This window comes from Parapedomonas caeni, from assembly GCF_041060555.1.
Lineage (GTDB): Bacteria > Pseudomonadota > Alphaproteobacteria > Sphingomonadales > Sphingomonadaceae > CAUJIW01.
The window spans coordinates 81,564-100,752 of sequence record NZ_JBEUDS010000001.1 but is presented as its reverse complement, the minus strand read 5'-3'; the positions used below and the strand labels follow the sequence as shown (position 1 = coordinate 100,752).

The window sequence follows — 19,189 nt, the reverse complement described above, 5'->3', positions numbered from 1 at the left end:
CTGCGACACCTTGTACGACATATTGATGGCGGCGCAGGGCCGCAAAATAAGCACAACTCGTTGATTTAGTTCAAAATATACTCCTTTCCCAAAGATGAATGTCGCCTTGACAGGGCAAAGCCCCCCCACTAAGGGTAGCCGCGCTTTGGCGGACGCCGGTCTCGGCGCCCCCCGGTGTTGTTTAACCTGCGAGTCCCCCGGTTGGCGGCCACGCAGGATCGCGGCGCCGGGCGCGGTGACGGGGGTATCGTGTGGAACAGAATCCGGACAAGGCGCGGCTTGAGGCCCTGCAGCGGCAGCTCGAAGAGCTGAAGCAGGCGCATGAAAAGCAGCGTTTCGACCGGCCTGGGACAGACGGCGGTTACGGCCAGGGCATGCGGTTCGTCACCGAGCTGCTTGCTGGTGTCGTTGGCGGCGTCCTGATCGGATGGCTGCTCGACCGGTGGCTGGGGACTGAACCGTGGCTCCTGCTGGTGATGCTGTTCCTTGGAATAGCGGCATCGTTCAGGAATATTTTCAGGCAGGCCAGTGGGTCCACGACGACCCGAGGCCCGGACAAGATGGGGTAGAGCGTGGCGAGCCCGTTGGCGCAGTTCGAGATTCACAAGATCGCCGACATCACTGTCGGTGGCTATGACCTCTCCTTCACCAACTCGACGTTGTTCATGCTGGTGACCCTGGCGGCGATCTGGGTGTTCATGGTCGGCGGCATGCGCAACCCGACCCTGGTGCCGGGCCGCTGGCAGGTCGCGGTGGAAAGCGTTTACACCTTCGTCGCCGGCATGCTCAGCCAGACCGTCGGCGCCGAAGGCAAGCGCTTCATCCCGCTCATCTTCTCGCTGTTCATGTTCATCATCACCGCCAACATGCTGGGCCTGCTGCCGGTCGGCTTCATCCCCGGCGCGCACGCCTTCACCGTCACCAGCCACCTGTCGGTGACGGCGGTGCTCGCCATCATCTCGTTCGGCACCGTGCTGGCGGTGGGCTTCGCCCGCCACGGCCTGCACTTCCTGGCGCTGTTCGTGCCGCACGGCGTGCCCTGGTGGATGATGCCGCTGATCGTGCCGGTCGAGTTCGTCTCGTTCATGATCCGCCCCTTCTCGCTGGCGCTGCGACTGTTCGTGGCGATGACCGCGGGTCACATCCTGCTCAAGGTGCTGGCCGGCTTCATCGTGTCGATGGGCAATGCCGGCGGCGTGCTGGCGCTGGGTGGCGTGCTGCCGCTGGCGCTGCTGGTGGGCATCTCGGCGCTGGAAATGCTGGTGTGCGCCATCCAGGCCTATGTTTTCGCGATCCTGACCTCCGTCTATCTCAACGACGCGGTCAATCTGCACTGAGTTTCGACCAACCACCGAACCTGTTTCGACAAAAGGAGATCATCATGGAAGCTGAAGCAGCAAAGCTGTTGGGTGCCGGTTTCGCCGCCATCGGTGCGGGCCTCGCCGCGCTCGGCGTGGGCAACGTGTTCGCCGCGTTCCTGAGCGGCGCCCTGCGCAATCCGTCGGCCGCCGACAGCCAGTTCCCGCGTCTGATGATCGGCTTCGCGGCCGCCGAACTTCTCGGCCTGCTGGCCTTCGTCATCGCGATCCTGCTGGTCGTCGGCTGATCGGCGGACTGAATGCCTGCCACCGCTCGCCGGCCTGGCCGTCGGGCGGTGGCGGTTCATTATGGGGTGCATGCGCCCCGCGTCGTGATGTGAGGAAACGACAATGCCCCAACTAGAGCAGTTGGCATCGACCTATGCCTCGCAGCTGTTCTGGCTGCTGATCACTTTCGGCATCCTGTATTTCGGCATTGCCCGGGCGATGCTGCCGAAGGTGGGCAAGGTCGTCGAGGGCCGTCAGGCCAAGATCGCCGCCGACATCGCCAGTGCCGAGGCGGCCACCAGGGTGGCGCGCGAGGCGGAGGACGTGTCGGGCGAAGGCCTGCGCAAGGCTCGCGCGGAAGCGTTCGGCCTCACCGCCGCCGCCAAGGCGACGGCCGCCGCCGATGTCGCCGCCCAGCTCAAGGTGGTGGATGACCAGCTTGCCGCCCAGGCCGCCGAGGCCGAAGCCCGACTGGCCGCGGCCAAGGCCGCGAGCCTGACGGAGCTTGATGGCATCGCCGCCGAAACCGCCGCCGCCATCGTCGAGAAGCTGACCGGCCTTGCCACCTCGCCGGCTGAATCGGCCGCCGCGGTGGCCGCGGTCAAGGCCTGAGGAGTCCGCGCGTGAGCAACACTGCATCAGACATCATGGCATCCGGCTCTCCCATGGACACCGACACGCCCGCCCTGCACGACATGGCGAACATGCCGGCCGTCGGCGAGGCACCGGTGACCACCAGCCCCGACCTCGACGCCCCCGCCATTCCTGGCGAAAGCCATGGCGACGCGGCGGCCGAGGCACACACCGAAGCCGCTGACGCGCATGGCGAGGCCGCCCACCACGACACCTTCTTGGCGCTCGACGCCACCGGCTGGGTCGCGGTCGGGATGCTGCTGTTCATCGGCGTCCTGTTGTGGAAGAAGGTGCCGGCCGCCATCGGCAAGGCCCTCGATGGCCAGATCGCCGGCATTCGCAGCCAGCTCGACCAGGCCGAGCGCCTGCGGGCCGAAGCGGAAGCGCTGAAGGCCGAGCAGGAGCGCAAGAAGGCGGAAGCCGATGCGCTGGCGGTGGAGATCGTCGCCAACGCGCGCAACGAGGCCAGCGGCATCATCGCCGACGCCAGGGCGAAAGCCGAGGCGCTGGCGGCGCGTCGCCGGGAAGTCGCCGAATCAAAGATCGCGGCCGCCGAGCGCGCCGCGATTGACGAGATTCGCGAAACCGCCGCCAGCATCGGCGCGGAAGCCGCCCGCAAGCTGATCGCCGAGAAGCTGTCCGACGCAGGACGCGCCCAGCTCGTCGACACCGCCATTGCCGATGTCGGGCAGCGGCTGCACTGAGGCGCCATGGCCCCCCGGCGCGCACCGCGTTATCCTTTGAGCAAGGCCGCCATTCTGGCGGCCTTCTCTTTGTCCATGCTGACCCTGGCCGGTTGCCAGAAGGCCGGCGACAACAAGCCGGTGGCGGTGCCGCCGGCAGCGCCTGCCGAGCCTGCCGCCACCGTGATCCCGGCGCCGCAGCCGCAGCCGCCGGCAACCGGCATGGTCAAACCGGTACCGGTGCAGATCGAATCTCCCTCGTTGTGGTCGGACTGGCTGATCTACGATGGCTGGAAAATCCAGCAGCATTTCTACTCCGGCCAGTTCCGGCTGGTGGACGGCAAACAGCGGCTGCGCGCGCGCGGCAGCGAGCCGGTCTGCCGGCAGGCCCTCGCCTATCTGCGCTGGAAGGAGAACGTCCGCCCGCGCAGCCGCAAGCTCGCGCTGCTGGTGCATGGCCTGGCGTCGGCGGAAAATATCTGGGGACCGATGCAGCGCGGCCTGGAAGCCGACGGCTACAGCGTCACCTCCGTCACCTACCCTTCCACCGAGCAGAGCCTGATCCTGCATGGCAACATCCTGGAACGGGTACTGCTCAACCTTGATCCGCGCGACTACGACAGCGTGACCATCATCGCCCACAGTCTTGGCGGCCTGGTCACCCGCTCGGCACTGGCCCGGCCGTCGTTCGAGCGCCTGCCCGTCCCCGTTACCGGCGTGGTGATGCTGGGCACCCCCAACCAGGGCGCGACACTGGCCTCGATGCTGCGGCCGCTGGCACGCGCCGCGGTCACCGCGTCGGCCAACGACCTGCTGCCGGAGCGTGCGAAGTTCATTGGCACCATGCCGAAATCAGTGCGGTTTGGCGTCATTGCCGGCGGCCGCGGCAACACGCTTGGCTTCAACCCGGTGCTCGCCGGCGATGACGACGGCATCGTCAAGGTCGAGGAGACCCGAACCGACAACATGGATGATTTTCTGGTGCTGCCCGTCATGCACATGGGCATGGCGCAGAATCCGACGGTTGTTCAGGCGACCCGTCGCTTCCTGCGCAGCGGCTCCTTCGCGGTCCGTCCCACCACCCGCTGACACACCTCGCGGGCCGTTCAGCGCGCCTTGCGCGCCTGCTTGCGGCGATACATGGCCGCATCGGCCTTGGCGAGCACATCGAGCGGTGTTTCGCCGGGACCGAAGGAATACACGCCAACCGAGGCACTGACCGGAATCATCTTGTCACCGAACATCGCCGGGCGCTCGGCGATGGCCTTCGACAGACTGTCGGCCTTCACCTGCGCCTGCTCCTCGGTCGCATGGGTGAGAATGACGGCATATTCGTCACCGCCCAGGCGGCCCACCACGTCCGACACCCGGACGTTGGAGACCAGCGTGTCGGCCACGTGCATCAGCGCGGCGTCACCACCGGGATGGCCATAGGTGTCATTGATGATCTTGAGATCGTTGACATCGAAGAACAGCAGCGAGGTCGGCACCGCGTAACGCTCGGCATAGCTCATCACCCGCGCCAGTTCCCGCACGAAAGCGCGGCGGTTGGCGATGGGTGACAGCGTGTCGGTATCCGCCAGCTTCTCCAGTTCGAGAATGCGCTGCTGACTGCGGTCGAGTTCGCGACGCAGCGATTCGACCTCGGACATCAGCGTCACCAGCGCCTCGCGCACCCGCTCGGTAAGCTCATGAGCGGGAATGCCGAGCAGGGTCTGCTTCACCTGGTCCACCGGATTCGCCGGTGCCGTTGGCGCCGCCGCCCCCGCCGGCGCCGCCGGCGTCACGCCGCCAGCACGGGACACGCCGCCAACCACGGGGCTCGCGGCGGGTCGACGAGGTTCAGAAATCTTCATGCGCTGCCCCTGGCACTCTCAGGCCACTCGACGATGGGACAACTCTAATACCGCTTTCTTGCCAGGTCATTAACTATCGACAACATAATATTTTAGAGCATCATCGCGCATTGCCCTGGCCGGCCACCGCCTCTAGGCTACGGCTTCACTTCAGACCCTTTTATCGAAAGACCCTTGCCATGCGTTTTGCCGGAACATCCAATTACGTCGCCACCGAAGATCTCAAGGTCGCCGTCAATGCCGCCGCCACGCTGCGCCGCCCGCTGCTGGTGAAAGGCGAGCCGGGCACCGGCAAGACCGTGCTGGCGATCGAAGTCGCCCGCGCCTTCGATGTGCCGCTGATCGAGTGGCACGTGAAGTCGACCACCAAGGCGCAGCAGGGCCTCTATGAATATGACGCCGTCAGCCGCCTGCGGGATTCGCAGCTCGGCGATCCGCGCGTGCAGGACATCGCCAACTACATCCGCAAGGGCAAGCTGTGGGAGGCGTTCACCGCCAACGAGACGCCGGTGCTGCTGATCGACGAGATCGACAAGGCCGACATCGAGTTCCCCAACGACCTGTTGCAGGAACTCGATCGCATGGAGTTCTTTGTCTACGAAACGGGTGAGACCGTGAAGGCGAAGAACCGCCCCGTCGTCATCATCACCTCGAACAACGAGAAGGAACTGCCGGACGCCTTCCTGCGCCGCTGCTTCTTCCACTACATCAAGTTCCCCGACCGCGACACCATGCAGGCGATCATCGATGTCCACTTCCCCGACATCCAGAAGCAACTGGTGCGCGAGGCGCTCAACATCTTCTACGACATCCGCGAGGTGCCGGGGCTGAAGAAGAAGCCCTCCACCTCCGAGCTGCTGGACTGGCTGAAGCTGCTGATGCACGAGGACCTGCCGGTGGACGTGCTGCAGTCGCGCGATCCCAAGAAGCTGATCCCGCCGCTGCATGGCGCGCTGCTGAAGAACGAGCAGGACATCATGCTGTTCGAGAAGCTGGCATTCATGGCCCGGCGCGGCGGCGACAAGTAAGCCCGTCCGACCACAGGCACCCGCAACATGAGCGCCCCTGCCCCCTTCTTCGTCGCCATCACCGGCGGGTCGGGGTCGGGCAAATCCTGCGTGTCGCGGGCGCTGGTGGACAAGCTGGCGGACCGTGGCGCGGTGCTGATCAGCGAGGACGACTATTACCACGACCACGGTGCGCGGCCCGGGTTCGACCCGCTGGCGGTGAATTTCGACCATCTGGAGGCGCGCGACCACGCCCTGCTGGCCGACCACCTGACCGCCTGGCGGCGCGGCGAGACGGTGCGGCAGCCGCGCTACGACTTCACCAGCCACCGACGCACCACCGACACGCTGCGGGTCGGCCCGGCACCGGTGATGGTGCTGGAGGGGCTGCACCTGCTGGCCTCCCCCGGTCTGCGCCGGCAGTTCGATCTCACCGTCTATATCGACGTGCCCGACGATGTGCGGCTGTCGCGGCGGATGCTGCGCGACGTGGCGCAACGGGGCCGCACCATCGACTCGGTGGTGCAGCAGTATCTGGCCACCGTGCGGCCGATGCACCGGCTGTTCACCGAGCCCGGCCGCGCGGTCGCCGACCTGGTGCTGCACGAGCCCGAGCAGCCGCGTCCCCTTGAGGCCAGCGTCGCCGATTTCGCCGCGCGCATCGCCGCCCGTATCGACCATCACCTGACAATCCGCGTGCCATGACCGGCGCGCCCGACCTTGGCGAGGCCGGCCAGAGCGCGGTGGTGGCGTTTCTCGCCGACCCCGCCACGCATGGCGGACAGACGCCCGAGCGGGTGACCACCCACGGCCATCACCTGTTCCTGCTGCCCGACCGCGTGTTCAAGCTCAAGCGCGCCCGCCGCTTTCCCTTCCTCGACTATTCAACGCTGGCGTTGCGCCACACGGCCTGCGCACGCGAGGTCGCCATCAACAGCCGCTTCGCGCCGGGGCTCGACTACCGCCTGCTGCCCGTCACCCGCACGCCCGACGGCGGCCTGGCGCGCGGCGGTGATGGCCAGGAAGTCGACGGGCCGGCGGTCGACTGGCTGGTATCGATGGCGCGTTTCCCCGACGCCAGCCAGTTCGACCGGCTGCTGGCCGCCGGCACGCTGACGCCGGCACTGGTCGACGCCATGGCGGACCGGATCGTCGCCCTGCATGCTGCCGCCGCGCCGGCGCCACGCCACTTCACCCGCCGCATCTTCACCCGTACCGTCACCGACCTCTGTGCCGGCCTGCGCGCCGCCGGGCCGGACACGCTGGAGCCGGCCTGTCGCGACCGCCTGGTCGCCGCCCTGGGCGCGGGGCTGGCCACCCATCTGCCGCAAATCCAGCGCCGCCGCCGGGCGGGGCTGGTGCGCCACCTCCACGGCGACCTGCACCTGCGCAACTGGTGCCTGTGGCAAGGCCAGCCGACGCCGTTCGACGCCATCGAGTTCGACGACAACATCGCCTGCACCGACCTGCTGTATGATCTCGCCTTTCCGGTGATGGATCTCGCCGACCGCGGCCGCGCCGACTATGCCAGCCGGCTGCTCAACCGCTATCTGGAAGCCACCGGCGATTATGCCGGCCTGTCGCTGCTACCCTTCTACCTGGCGGTGCGGGCGGCCGTGCGGGCCATGGTGGCGACGCTGGAAGGCCGGTCCGGTGACGACTATGCGCGCGCCGCGCTGGCCTTTCTGGAAGCCCGCCAGCCCCGGCTGATCGCCGTCGGCGGCCTGTCCGGCAGTGGCAAGTCGACGCTGGCCGGCGCGCTGGCGCCCACCCTGCCGCCGGTGCCCGGCGCCATCTGGCTGCGTTCCGACGGCATCCGCAAGCGCCTGCACGGCATGACGCCGGAAACGCCGCTGCCGGCCGGCGCCTACACCGCCGGGGTCAGTCGCCGCGTCTATGCGGTGATGACCCGGCAGGCCGGCACGGCGCTGCGACGCGGCTGGAGCGTCATCGCCGATGCCACCTTCCTGCATCCCGCCTCGCGTCGGCGCGTCGAGGCGCTGGCCACACGGCACGCCGTGCCGTTCACCGGGCTGTGGCTGGAGGCGCCGGCCGCCCTGCTGGAAGCACGGGCGGACGCGCGCAGCGGGGACGCCTCCGACGCCACGGCCAGCGTGATCCGCCGCCAGCAGCAGGAGCGCCTCGGCCGGCTCGACTGGCACCGCCTCGCCACCGACCGGCCATCCGCCGCCGTGCTGACGGAAGCCCGCGACCTGCTCGACGCTTGACGGCGCGCGCGCCTGCCCGCCACTGTCTTGCCCGGCACCAACCGGGGGAACACCGCACCATGAGCACTGCCGTCACCATTGATGACTTCCGCGCGCTTGCCCGCCGTCGCCTGCCCAGGGTGCTGTTCGACTACATCGACGGCGGCGCCTATGCCGAGGAGACGCTGGCCCGCAACGTGCGCGACTTCCAGACCCTGGCGCTGCGCCAGCGGGTGCTGGCGGATGTCTCGGCGCTGTCGCTCAGCACCGAACTGTTCGGCCAGACGCTGGGCATGCCTGTGGCGCTGGGGCCGGTCGGTTTCGCCGGCATGTACGCCCGGCGCGGCGAGGTGCAGGCGGCGCGCGCCGCCGAGCGCCAGGGCGTGCCGTTCTGCCTGTCCACCGTCGGCATCTGTGCCATCGAGGAACTGCGTCGCAACGTCGAGACACCGCCCTGGTACCAGCTCTACATGATCCGCGATCGCGGCTACATGCGCGAGCTGCTGGCGCGCGTCCAGGCCGCCGGCGCGCCGGTGCTGGTGTTTACCGTCGATCTGCCGGTGCCCGGCGCCCGCTACCGCGAGGCGCGCAACGCCGCCGCCGGCCGGCTGGCGCAGGCGTGGGACGGCCTCGGCCACCCGCGCTGGTTCTGGGACGTCTATCTCAACGGCCGGCCGCACAATTTCGGCAACATCGCCTCGGCCGTCACCGACGGCCAGAGCATGGCGCATTACTGGAACTGGATTCGCGCCAATTTCGACCCCAGCGTCACCTGGCGCGACCTCGAATGGGTGCGCCAGAGCTGGCAGGGCCCGATCGTCATCAAGGGCATTCTTGACCCCGAGGACGCCCGCCAGGCCCGGGCGCTGGGGGCCGAAGGCGTCATCGTCTCCAACCACGGCGGTCGTCAGCTCGACGGCGTACTGTCCAGCATCGCCGCCCTGCCGCGCATCGTCGATGCCGTCGGCGACGATCTGGCGGTGCTGATGGACGGCGGCGTACGCTCGGGCCTCGACGTACTGAAAGCGCTGGCGCTGGGCGCCCGCGCCTGCCTGCTCGGCCGCGCCTGGGCCTTCGCGCTGGCCGCCGGCGGCGAGGCCGGCGTCGCGTCGATGCTGGAACACCTGCGCCAGGAACTGGAAGTGGCGATGGCGCTGACCGGCTGCACCGACCTGCGTCAGGCCGGCCGCCACCTGCTCGACGCGGCCTGATGCGTGACACCGCCCTGTCACGGCACCGCCCTGTCACGGTTTGGCGGCCGGGTAAAATCGGATTACTGTTGATCCCGCTCCGCCGCGTCCCCATGGTGGGGCCTTCACAAGCCGCTGTTTTCTGGACCGACCATGTTTCTCAATTTCCTTTCCGAACTGCGCGAGGCCAAGATCAACGCCTCGCTGAAGGAGCACCTGATCCTGCTGGAGGCGCTGAAATCCGGCGTCATCGGCCTGTCGATCGAGGACTTCTACTATCTGTCGCGGGCGACCTACGTGAAGGACGAAAGCCTGCTCGACCGCTTCGACCAGGTGTTCGGCAAGGTGTTCAAGGGGCTGGAGACCAGCTTCGGCACCGAGGCGGTGGAAATCCCCGAGGAATGGCTGCGCAAGCTGGCCGAACTCTACCTCACCGAGGAGGAGATGGCGCAGATCCAGTCGCTGGGCTCGTGGGACGAGATCATGGAGACGCTGAAAAAGCGTCTGGAGGAACAGCAGGGCCGCCACCAGGGCGGTAACAAATGGATCGGCACCGCCGGCAAGTCGCCGTTCGGCGCCTATGGCTACAACCCCGAGGGCGTGCGCATCGGCCAGGAATCGAGCCGGCACAACCGGGCGATCAAGGTCTGGGACAAGCGCGAGTTCCGCAACCTCGACAACGACGTCGAACTGGGCACCCGCAACATCAAGGTGGCGCTGCGCCGGCTGCGCAAGTTTGCCCGCACCGGCGCCGCCGAGGAACTCGACCTCGACGGCACCATCCGCGAGACCGCCCGCAAGGCCTGGCTCGACATCCAGATGCGGCCCGAGCGCCACAACGCGGTCAAGGTGCTGCTGTTCCTCGACATTGGCGGCTCGATGGACCCGCACATCAAGCTGTGCGAGGAGCTGTTCTCGGCCGCGACCTCCGAGTTCAAGCACCTGGAGTTCTTCTACTTCCACAACTGCCCGTACGAGAGCCTGTGGAAGGACAACCGCCGGCGCTGGTCGGAACGCACGCCGACGTGGGACGTGCTGCACAAATACCCGCACGATTACAAGGTGGTGTTCGTCGGCGACGCGGCGATGAGCCCCTATGAGATCACCTACCCCGGCGGCTCGGTGGAGCATTGGAACGAGGAGTCCGGCCAGGTCTGGCTGGAACGATTCTCGCACATCTATCCCCACATGGTGTGGCTGAACCCGGTACCCGAGAAGCACTGGCGCTACAGCCAGTCCACCGAGATCGTCCGTACGCTGATGGAAGGCCGCATGTTCCCGCTGACGCTGGACGGGCTGGACCGGGCGATGCGGGAACTGATCCGCTGATCGTCCCGTCCCGCGCCATCTCGCGGCCACCAGTCTCGCGGCCACCAGTCTCGCGGTTGTGTTAGGCCACAGCCGGGCGCCGCTCGTGCCATAACAGGCGCCAACGAATGCCTGGGTGCTGGGAAAAGGGAGTCTGTTCGATGGCCGATAGCGATGCGAAGGGCGTGAACCTCGACGCGCTGGCGAATGCCCGCTGCGAGGGACCGCTGTGGAGCGACCTGCTGGAGGATGACAGCCGCGGCCTGAAGCTGCCGGATTTCATCGCCGCCGAGAGCACCCGCTATCTCGGCTCCGAGGCGATTGCCGCCGACCGCTATTTCGCGCCCGAGTTCTTCGCCCGGGAGAAAGCCAAGCTGTGGCCGAAGGTCTGGCAGTTCGCCGCCCGCGAGGAGGAGATGCCGGAGGTCGGGGATACCGTCGTCTACGAGAATGTCGGCAAGTCGTATCTGCTGGTGCGCCAGCAGGACGGCTCGGTGCGTGCCTTCGCCAACGTCTGCCTGCATCGCGGCCGCAAGCTGCGGCTGGACAGCGGCCCGGCCAAGGATTTCCGCTGCCCGTTCCACGCCTTCACCTGGAACATCGACGGCAGCATCAAGGAAATCCCCTGCCGCTGGGACTTCGCCCACCTCACCGACGACAAGATGCAGCTGCCGGAAGTGCGGGTGGCCCGCTGGATGGGGTTCATCTTCATCAATGAAGACCCGGACGCGCCGGACCTGCTCGACTTCCTCGACCCGCTGCCGAAGCACTTCGAGCGCTGGCGGCTGGACGAGTGCTACACTGGCCTGTGGGTGGCCAAGGTGGTGCCGGCCAACTGGAAGGCGGTGATGGAAGCGTTCATGGAGGCCTGGCACTCGCTGGAGACGCACCCGCAGATCCTGCCCTTCCTCGGTGACGCCAACAGCCGCTACGACATCTACGGCGACAACGTGAACCGGGCGGTGCAGCCGTTCGGCGTGATCTCGCCGCACCTCTATGGCACCGGGGTCAGCGAGCAGGACATCATCGACAGCTACAAGCAGTTCGCCGGCCGCTCCGATCCGACGCTCGACGCGCTCAAGGTCGAGCCCGGCCAGAAGGCCCGCCACCTCCTGGCGGCGGCTCACCGCAAGATCTACCTGGAAGATCTCGGCTACGACGCGTCGGAAGCCACCGACGCCGACGTGCTGGAGAACTGGACCTACAATGTCTTCCCCAACTTCTCGCCGTGGGGCGGCTTCATGGCCAACATCGTCTATCGCTGGCGGCCGTGGCCGGACCAGGACCATACCCTGATGGAAGTGCGGATGCTGTTCCGCAAACCCAAGGACGCGCCGATGCCGCGCGCGGTGCCGATGCACCTGCTGGGCCCGGACGAGCCATGGTCCGCCTACAAGGACTGGGGGTCGTTCGGCCCCATCCTCGACCAGGACATGGACAACCTGCCCTATGTCCAGGACGGCCTGAAGGCTTCCGCCAACAACAAGGTCGAGTTCGGCAACTATCAGGAAATGCGTATCCGCCAGTTCCAGCAGACGCTGGACAAGTATCTGGCGCGCTGAAATCCTTCAGCCACCCCGGGGCCGATCGCGCCCCGGGACCGAGCTGCAACAGACAGAATTTTCGGGGAGTTCTATTTCATGCTGGTCATTCTCGGACAGATCGACGTCGACGCCGCCGACATGGAAGCCATGGTGGCGCTGACGCAGCCGCTGGTGGCGGAAACGCTCAAGGAACCGGGTTGCCTGCACTATTCCTTCGCCCGCGACGTCAGCAATCCGACCCGGTTGCAGATCGCGGAATGGTGGCAGGACGAGGCGGCGCTGCTCAACCATTTCAAGACCCCGCACATCGCCGCCTTCCTGGCCGCGTCGTCGAAGCTGAAGATGCAGCTGACCAACGCCAAGCGCTACGAAGTGGCGAGCGTCGGCGACGTCGCCGTTCCCGAATAGGACAACAGGGCCGCCTGACATGAACACGGCGCGCGAGGCCTGCCTCGCGCGCCGTTTCACTTTCTGGCCGATGGCCTGACCGCCACGACCGGCGGGTCGGCTTACTCCGGCAGCACGACGCGGATCGACAGCTCGCGCAGCTGTTTCAGCGTCACCTCCGACGGCGCGCCCATCATCAGGTCCTCCGCCTTCTGGTTCATCGGGAAGACGATGACCTCGCGGATGTTCGGCTCATCCGCCAGCAGCATGACGATCCGGTCGACGCCCGGCGCCGAGCCGCCGTGCGGCGGCGCGCCGAGCTTGAAGGCGTTGATCATGCCGGCGAACTTGGCGTCGACGTCGGCCTGGGTGTAGCCGGCGATCTCGAACGCCTTGTACATGATCTCCGGCTTGTGGTTCCGGATGGCGCCCGACGACAGCTCGATGCCGTTGCAGACGATGTCGTACTGGTAGGCCAGGATATCGAGCGGGTTCCTGGTTTCCAGCGCCTCCATCTCGCCCTGGGGCATCGAGAACGGGTTGTGCGAGAAGATGATCTTCTTCTCCACCTCATCGTACTCGAACATCGGGAAGTCGACGATCCAGCAGAACTTGAAGGCATTCTGCTCGATCAGGCCGAGGTCCTCGCCGACGCGGGTCCGCGCGAAGCCGGCCAGCTTGGCGGCCTGGGCCTCCTTGCCGGCGGAGAAGAACACGCCGTCATTGGGGCCGAGGCCCATGGCGGCAACCAGCCTGGCCACGCCCTCGTCGCCGAGGTTCTTGGCGATCGGGCCGCCGGCCTCGCCGTTCTTGAAGGTCATGTAGCCCAGGCCCGCGAAGCCTTCGCCACGCGCCCAGTCGTTCATCTTGTCGAAGAAGCTGCGCGGCTGGTCGGCGGTGTTGGGCGCCGGAATGGCGCGGACCACGCCGCCGCCGTCGATGATCTTGGCGAACAGGCCGAAGCCGCCGCCGCGGAACACCTCGGTGACGTCGGTGATGATGAGCGGGTTGCGCAGGTCCGGCTTGTCGTTGCCGTACTTCAGCATCGATTCCTTGTAGGGAATGCGCGGGAACGGCGGCGGGGTGACGGCGCGACCCTTCGAGAATTCCTCGAACACGCCCGCGAGCACCGGCTCGATGGCGGCGAACACGTCGTCCTGGGTGACAAAGCTCATCTCGAAGTCGAGCTGGTAGAACTCGCCCGGCGAGCGGTCGGCGCGGGCGTCCTCGTCGCGGAAGCACGGCGCGATCTGGAAGTAGCGGTCGAAGCCCGCCACCATCAGCAGCTGCTTGAACATCTGCGGCGCCTGCGGCAGCGCGTAGAACTTGCCCGGGTGGATGCGGCTGGGCACCAGGAAGTCGCGCGCGCCTTCCGGCGACGAGGCGGTCAGGATCGGGGTCTGGAACTCCATGAAGCCCTGGTCGATCATCCGCCGGCGCAGCGACGAGATAACCTGCGAGCGCAGCACGATGTTCTCGTGCAGCCGTTCGCGACGCAGATCGAGGAAGCGGTAACGCAGGCGGATGTCCTCGGGGTACTCGCTGTCACCGAACACCGGCATCGGCAGATCGGCGGCGGCCGAGAGCACTTCCACCACCTCGGCCTTCACCTCGATGCGGCCGGTGGGCAGGTTGTCGTTGATGGTGTCGCCGGTACGGGCGACCACCTTGCCGTCAACGCGGATCACCGACTCCGAGCGCAGGCCCTCCGCCACCTTGAAGGCCGACGAATCGACATCGACGACGACCTGGGTCAGGCCATAATGGTCGCGCAGGTCGATGAACAGCAGGTTGCCGTGGTCGCGCTTGCGGTGAACCCAGCCGGACAACCGGACGGTTTCACCGACATGGGTGTCGCGCAGAGCGCCGCAGGTGTGAGAACGATAAGCGTGCATGGGAACCCCGATGGGCAATGAGTGATCGAGCCGGACACACACAGTCTCGTGCCCCATTTGTCAAGGTTCACGAACCTGCTAAAGGCTCTGCCATGAGTGACTATAGCCTGATTACCACCACCGACGCCCTCGCAGAACTGTGCGAACGTCTCGCCGGCGCCGATTTCGTCGCCTTCGACACCGAGTTCATGCGCGAGAGCACCTATTACCCCGACCTGTGCCTGATCCAGGTGGGCACGGTGGACGAGGCCGCCATCATCGACCCCAAGGCCCCCGGCCTGTCGCTGGAGCCGCTGTACAAGCTGCTCAACGACGAGCCGGTGCTGAAGGTGGTTCATGCCGGCGGCCAGGATCTGGAAATCATCTACTGGGCGACGGGCCGCCTGCCCCAGCCCCTGTTCGACACCCAGGTCGCCGGCATGGCACTGGGGCTGGGCGAACAGGTGGGCTACCAGCAGCTGGTCGAACAGCTGCTGGGCGTGACCATCAACAAGGGCGCCCGCTTCACCGACTGGTCGCGCCGGCCGCTGGAACAGCGCCAGCTCGACTATGCCGTGGGCGACGTGACCCATCTGGTGCGGCTGTTTCCGAAGATGCTCGATACCCTGCGCGGCAAGGGGCGCGGCGGCTGGCTGGACGAGGAAATGGGCCGCCTCACCGACCCGGCGACCTATCGCGTGGACCCCGAACAGATGTGGCGGCGAATGAAGCTGCCCAGCCGCAACGCCGAGGTCCTCGGCCGGCTGAAGGCGCTGGCGGCCTGGCGCGAACGGGAGGCCCAGAACAAGGACCTGCCGCGCTCCCGCCTGATCAAGGATGAAACGCTCACCGATCTGGCACAGAACCCGCCACGCGATCAGGCGCAACTGGCGCGCGTGCGCGGGATGCCGTCAAGCTGGGGCAACAACGACATCGGTGCCCGGCTGATGGGCGTGCTCGCCACCGCCGAACCGCTGCCGCACGATGAGATTCCGGCGCGCGATCGCGGCAACGCCATGAGCAAGCGGGCGGCGCTGATCGCCGATCTGCTCAAGCTGCTGCTGAAGATCCGCTGCGACGAATCCGATGTGGCGCCCAAGCTGGTCTGCCGGATGGATGAGCTGGAGCTGCTGGCCGCCGGCAAGCGCGATGGCCTGTCGGTGCTCACCGACTGGCGGTTCGACCTGTTCGGCCGGGACGCGCTCGATCTGGTGGAGGGGCGGATGGCGGTGAGTATCCGCAATGGCCGCCTGCATCTGGAGGCCCTCAACGCGCTTGCCATCGCCGAGGACTGAACGGAATACCGACGGCCGGGCCGCCAGCGCGGCTGACGGTTGCCGGACATAAGGAAGCCCCCCGGAACCTTGGTTCCGGGGGGCTTGCAGTCTGGGGATAGCAGGTCTTGCCTCAGGCCGCGCGGACGCGCTCCAGGAAGCGGTCAACCTCGCCGCGCAGTGCCTCGGACTGCTGGGCCAGCTCGCCGGCCGCATCCAGCACCGCGTGCGCGCTCTCACCCGTGGTCTCGGTACCAGCGCTGATGCTGGAAATATTGTTCGAGACTTCCTGGGTGCCGTGCGCCACCTGCTGCACGTTGCGGGCGATTTCCTGGGTCGAGGCGCTCTGCTGCTCGACCGCCGCCGCGATCATCGCCGCGATCTCGCTGATCTCGGTGATGGTGCCGCCGATGGAGCGGATGGCGCCCACGGATTCCTCGGTCGCCGCCTGCATCGAGGCGATCTGCGAGGCGATCTCGTTGGTCGCCTGGGTGGTCTGGTTGGCGAGGCTCTTGACCTCGGAGGCGACCACCGCGAAGCCGCGACCGGCCTCGCCGGCACGCGCCGCCTCGATGGTGGCGTTGAGCGCCAGCAGGTTGGTCTGTTCGGCGATCTGGTTGATCAGGTCGACGACCTGGCCGATGGCCTGGGCGGCCTCCACCAGACCCTGGACCTTGGCGTCGGTGGACTGCGCCTCGACCACCGCCTTGTCGGCGACGTTCTTCGACTGCAGCACCTGACGCTTGATCTCGTCGACCGAGCTGGCCAGTTCCTCGCCGGCGGCAGCGACCATCTGGACGTTACCCGCCGCCTGCTCGGAGGCCGCGGCCACGGCGCCGGCCTGCTCGCTGTTGGCGCGGGCGATCTGCGCCATCGATTCGGAGCTGGCCCGCACTTCCACCGCGGCGCTCGCCAGGGTCTGGATGATGGCCGAGGTCGAAGCCTCGAACTCGTGAATCGCGCTTTCCAGCTCGCGGGTCTTGGCTTCCTTGATCGCGGCCTCTTCGGCTTCGCGCTGACGCTCGGCGGCAATCCGCTGCTCGTCCTCGCGACGACGCTGTTCCTCCAGCTCGCGCTGACGCTTCTCGGCTTCCGCGTTGTCGATCCGCAGCTTCTCGGCGGCGGCCGAATTGTCACGCAGCACCAGCAGGGCGCGGGCCACGTCGCCCAGCTCGTCACCACGCTTCACGCCCGGCACCTCGGTGTCGAGGCGGCCTTCGGCAAGGCTCTTGGTGGCGTTGGTCAGGGTCGCCAGCGGCGAAGTGATACCGCTGCGGGAAATCACGAAGCCGATGCCCAGCGACATCACGACGGCGACAGCCATCACCGCCAGAACCATTGTCTTGTCGTTGGCGGCAGCGGCGATCAGGCTATCCGACTTGCCGGCGTTGGCCTTCATCAGCTTATCGTTATAGACCGCCATAGCCTTCGACAGGCTGGCCATCTCCGGCTGGAACTCTTCGTACATGATGGCCAGCGCCGACTCGCGGTCGCCGTCCTTGGCGGACTGGCCGATCGCCTCCAGGATGTCATAGGCGGTGACGTAGCGCTTCTCGAACTCCTTGAGTTCCTTGACGTTAGCCGGGTCGGTGGTGAGCTTCTGCGCCTGCTGGATACGCTTGACGAAGTTGACTTTTTCCTGAGCCAGCTTGTCGGTGATCGCGTTCATGCCAGCCTGGTCGGTCTCGGCGATCAGATTGAAGGCAAGGCTGCTGGTTTCGCCCCGCGAGGTGCTGGCCCGCGAGGTCCAGACCGCCGCCACGGCGTCCTTCTCCAGCATCGCGGAGAAATTGCCAGTGATGTCCTGCATCTTGCTCACGGCGAAGAACGCCATGACCACCGCCACGACGCCCATCAGCGCCAGCGGTGCGATGGATTTTTGCCAGATTTTCAAACGGCTAAGTAGTTTGTCCATGAAAGCCACCCCATCAGTGTCGACTGCTTACCGACGGGAGAGTGCCGCGAATTGGTATGCACCGGGTTAACGACGCTGGAAAAACCGTGCCATGAACGTAACTTTTTCGCGCTCTAGTTGCCCACGACTTCGAAACGATGCTGCAGGCCCATGCGCTCGGCGAGGTTTCGCAGGCGGCGATCCACCACCTCGCCGTAGAGATCGGCATGTTCGCGCGTCAGTGCCAGCACCAGTTGAGTGCCATTGGTGAACAGCCGACTGTCCGCCAGCGGCCGGGCCGTACCCGCCGTGAGCCGCTGGCCCAACCGCAAGGCGAGCCCCCACCGCTCGGCCAGCGCCAGGTCATCCTTGGTGACGATGGAGCGGACATGGCGCAGCAGACGCTCGTCGATGGACGCGCCATAGCAGACATAAAGCGCGGTACCGATCATGGCCCGTCCACGCCCGTCAATGCCGACCCAGTTGCCGAACAACGAGCTGTCCAGCGCCCTCTCCGCGCGGAAATCGGGATGTCCGCGCCAGGCGACATCGGCCAGCAGGCAGGCGGCGTGGCGCAACCGCCGGTCGCCCTCGGTCTCGCCATCGCCGAACACCGGCTCCATCCAGGTCATCAGCGCGTCGGCATGCTCGGGGAACCGCCCTTCCAGCGCCGCTTCCATGCGGCAGGCCGCCAGCAGCGGATCCTGCCGCCGGATGCGGGCCGGCAGCGACTGGTAGAGAATCCCCTCGCGCAACCCGAACGCCGAGTTGATCACGGCCGTCGACTGCAACCGCTGCACCAGCTGCCCCAGTACCAGCGTCGCCACCGGCAGACTGGGCAGCCGCCGCTCGGTCATGCTGGGAATGGCCTTGAGCTGCTTCTTGTCCATGGTGCGCAGCGCGTGGCTGATGCGCTCCAGCGCCGCCGGCACCATGGCGTAATGATGAATCACCCGCAGCGGATGGTTGACCAGATGCATGTCGAGATGTGCCAGCGCCCGCCAGGAACCGCCCACGGTATAAAACGGCAGCCCGGTCGCGTCGCCCAGCCACGCCACCTTGTCGAGCGCGGCCTGCACCACCTGGGCCATCTTGCGCGGCGAGCCCTCGCCCTGGCTCATCAGGGTCAGCACGCCGATGGGCAGGGACACGCGTTCCAGCACGGCGCCGCCACCAACTCGCGCCAGTTCGAGACTGCCGCCGCCCAGATCGCCGACCACGCCATCGGCTTCGGGGATTGCCGACAACACCCCCAGCGCCGCCAGCTCCCCTTCCTGCTCGCCCGTGACCACCCGCACCTCAAGGCCGGCGGATCGCCGGGCGGCGGCGACGAACTCGGCGCCATTGCTGGCGGCGCGGACCGCCGCGGTCGCCACCACGTCGAGTTGCTCCACCCCCATGTCATGGCACAGCAGGGCGAAGCGGCGCAGGGTATCCATCGCCTGCTGCATGGGGTCGTCGGCCATCCGTCCGGTCTCGGCAAGGCCCCGCGCCAGCCCGCACATCACCTTCTCGTTAAAGATGACCGGCGGCACCCGCACCGCGCCGCGATAGACCACCAGGCGCACCGAGTTGGAGCCGATGTCGATGATGCCGATCAGCCGCCCTTCCGCCGGGCGGGTAACCGCTCGCGGGCGGGAAAGTAGCGATGGCGCGGAGACGCGGTTCATGAAGGCGGCATGCCCGAAACGGAGGGAAAGGGAATCGCCGGCACTTTAACGAGCGGTCCCGACGGTTCAACCCGGC

Annotated in this window: 18 protein-coding genes; 14 read left to right on the top strand and 4 right to left on the bottom strand. The window is 67.0% G+C overall.

Annotation, left to right across the window (positions count from 1 at the left end; genetic code table 11):
* The first annotated feature begins 251 nt into the window (after positions 1–251).
* The 6 genes from ABU113_RS00435 to ABU113_RS00410 all read left to right on the top strand — a co-directional run bounded on the left by ABU113_RS00435 (position 252) and on the right by ABU113_RS00410 (position 3,991).
* Positions 252–569 (top strand): AtpZ/AtpI family protein, encoded by a 318-nt coding sequence (locus ABU113_RS00435; protein WP_454557494.1) that lies wholly within the window; start codon positions 252–254, stop codon positions 567–569.
* 3 nt (positions 570–572) lie between these two features.
* Complete coding sequence (locus ABU113_RS00430; RefSeq protein WP_454557493.1) at positions 573–1,337, top strand: F0F1 ATP synthase subunit A; 765 nt, start codon at positions 573–575, stop codon at positions 1,335–1,337.
* Positions 1,338–1,381: 44 nt separating this feature from the next.
* A complete protein-coding gene (locus ABU113_RS00425; protein ID WP_454557492.1) occupies positions 1,382–1,606 on the top strand; it encodes a F0F1 ATP synthase subunit C in 225 nt (74 codons plus the stop codon).
* A 103-nt stretch (positions 1,607–1,709) separates the two neighbouring features.
* A complete protein-coding gene (locus ABU113_RS00420) occupies positions 1,710–2,198 on the top strand; it encodes a F0F1 ATP synthase subunit B family protein (protein WP_454557491.1) in 489 nt (162 codons plus the stop codon).
* 11 nt (positions 2,199–2,209) lie between these two features.
* Positions 2,210–2,923, top strand: coding sequence for a F0F1 ATP synthase subunit B family protein (locus ABU113_RS00415; RefSeq protein WP_454557490.1), 714 nt, complete (start codon positions 2,210–2,212; stop codon positions 2,921–2,923).
* A gap of 75 nt (positions 2,924–2,998) precedes the next feature.
* Positions 2,999–3,991, top strand: a complete 993-nt coding sequence (locus tag ABU113_RS00410; protein ID WP_454557489.1) for an esterase/lipase family protein — start codon at positions 2,999–3,001, stop codon at positions 3,989–3,991.
* A 17-nt stretch (positions 3,992–4,008) separates the two neighbouring features.
* On the opposite strand, the gene ABU113_RS00405 is transcribed toward ABU113_RS00410, so the two are convergent.
* Entirely contained in the window at positions 4,009–4,707 is a 699-nt protein-coding gene (locus ABU113_RS00405; protein ID WP_454557488.1) for a GGDEF domain-containing protein, read from the bottom strand.
* A 230-nt stretch (positions 4,708–4,937) separates the two neighbouring features.
* Between ABU113_RS00405 and ABU113_RS00400 the strand changes: the two genes are divergently transcribed.
* The 7 genes from ABU113_RS00400 (at position 4,938) to ABU113_RS00370 (ending at position 12,422) form a co-directional block, all read left to right on the top strand.
* Entirely contained in the window at positions 4,938–5,786 is an 849-nt protein-coding gene (locus tag ABU113_RS00400; RefSeq protein ID WP_454557487.1) for an AAA family ATPase, read from the top strand.
* A 27-nt stretch (positions 5,787–5,813) separates the two neighbouring features.
* Positions 5,814–6,470, top strand: a complete 657-nt coding sequence (gene udk / locus ABU113_RS00395) for a uridine kinase (RefSeq protein WP_454557486.1) — start codon at positions 5,814–5,816, stop codon at positions 6,468–6,470.
* Entirely contained in the window at positions 6,467–7,993 is a 1,527-nt protein-coding gene (locus tag ABU113_RS00390; protein ID WP_454557485.1) for a bifunctional aminoglycoside phosphotransferase/ATP-binding protein, read from the top strand. The genes udk and ABU113_RS00390 overlap by 4 nt, the downstream gene beginning before the upstream one ends.
* 59 nt (positions 7,994–8,052) lie before the next feature.
* Positions 8,053–9,183 carry an L-lactate dehydrogenase gene (locus ABU113_RS00385; protein WP_454557484.1) on the top strand — a complete coding sequence of 377 codons (1,131 nt, stop codon included), beginning with the start codon at positions 8,053–8,055 and terminating at the stop codon, positions 9,181–9,183.
* Positions 9,184–9,315: 132 nt separating this feature from the next.
* Positions 9,316–10,491: a vWA domain-containing protein gene (locus ABU113_RS00380; RefSeq protein ID WP_454557483.1), complete on the top strand. Its 1,176-nt coding sequence runs from the start codon at positions 9,316–9,318 to the stop codon at positions 10,489–10,491.
* A 140-nt stretch (positions 10,492–10,631) separates the two neighbouring features.
* On the top strand, positions 10,632–12,032 hold the full coding sequence (locus ABU113_RS00375) for an aromatic ring-hydroxylating oxygenase subunit alpha (RefSeq protein ID WP_454557482.1): 1,401 nt from the start codon (positions 10,632–10,634) through the stop codon (positions 12,030–12,032).
* A gap of 78 nt (positions 12,033–12,110) precedes the next feature.
* Positions 12,111–12,422 carry a putative quinol monooxygenase gene (locus ABU113_RS00370; RefSeq protein ID WP_454557481.1) on the top strand — a complete coding sequence of 104 codons (312 nt, stop codon included), beginning with the start codon at positions 12,111–12,113 and terminating at the stop codon, positions 12,420–12,422.
* 101 nt (positions 12,423–12,523) lie between these two features.
* Here ABU113_RS00370 and aspS read toward each other — a convergent pair whose 3' ends face one another.
* Entirely contained in the window at positions 12,524–14,296 is a 1,773-nt protein-coding gene (aspS, locus tag ABU113_RS00365) for an aspartate--tRNA ligase (protein ID WP_454557480.1), read from the bottom strand.
* 92 nt (positions 14,297–14,388) lie between these two features.
* On the opposite strand from aspS, the gene rnd reads away from it, so the two are divergent.
* Positions 14,389–15,570 carry a ribonuclease D gene (gene rnd, locus ABU113_RS00360; protein WP_454557479.1) on the top strand — a complete coding sequence of 394 codons (1,182 nt, stop codon included), beginning with the start codon at positions 14,389–14,391 and terminating at the stop codon, positions 15,568–15,570.
* Between the two features lie 112 nt (positions 15,571–15,682).
* Here the strand turns inward: rnd and ABU113_RS00355 are convergent, their stop codons facing one another.
* Both ABU113_RS00355 and ABU113_RS00350 read right to left on the bottom strand, forming a co-directional pair.
* Positions 15,683–17,464 (bottom strand): methyl-accepting chemotaxis protein, encoded by a 1,782-nt coding sequence (locus ABU113_RS00355; RefSeq protein ID WP_454557478.1) that lies wholly within the window; start codon positions 17,462–17,464, stop codon positions 15,683–15,685.
* Positions 17,465–17,577: 113 nt separating this feature from the next.
* Positions 17,578–19,113: a Ppx/GppA phosphatase family protein gene (locus ABU113_RS00350; RefSeq protein ID WP_454557477.1), complete on the bottom strand. Its 1,536-nt coding sequence runs from the start codon at positions 19,111–19,113 to the stop codon at positions 17,578–17,580.
* Between the last annotated feature and the right edge of the window lie 76 nt (positions 19,114–19,189).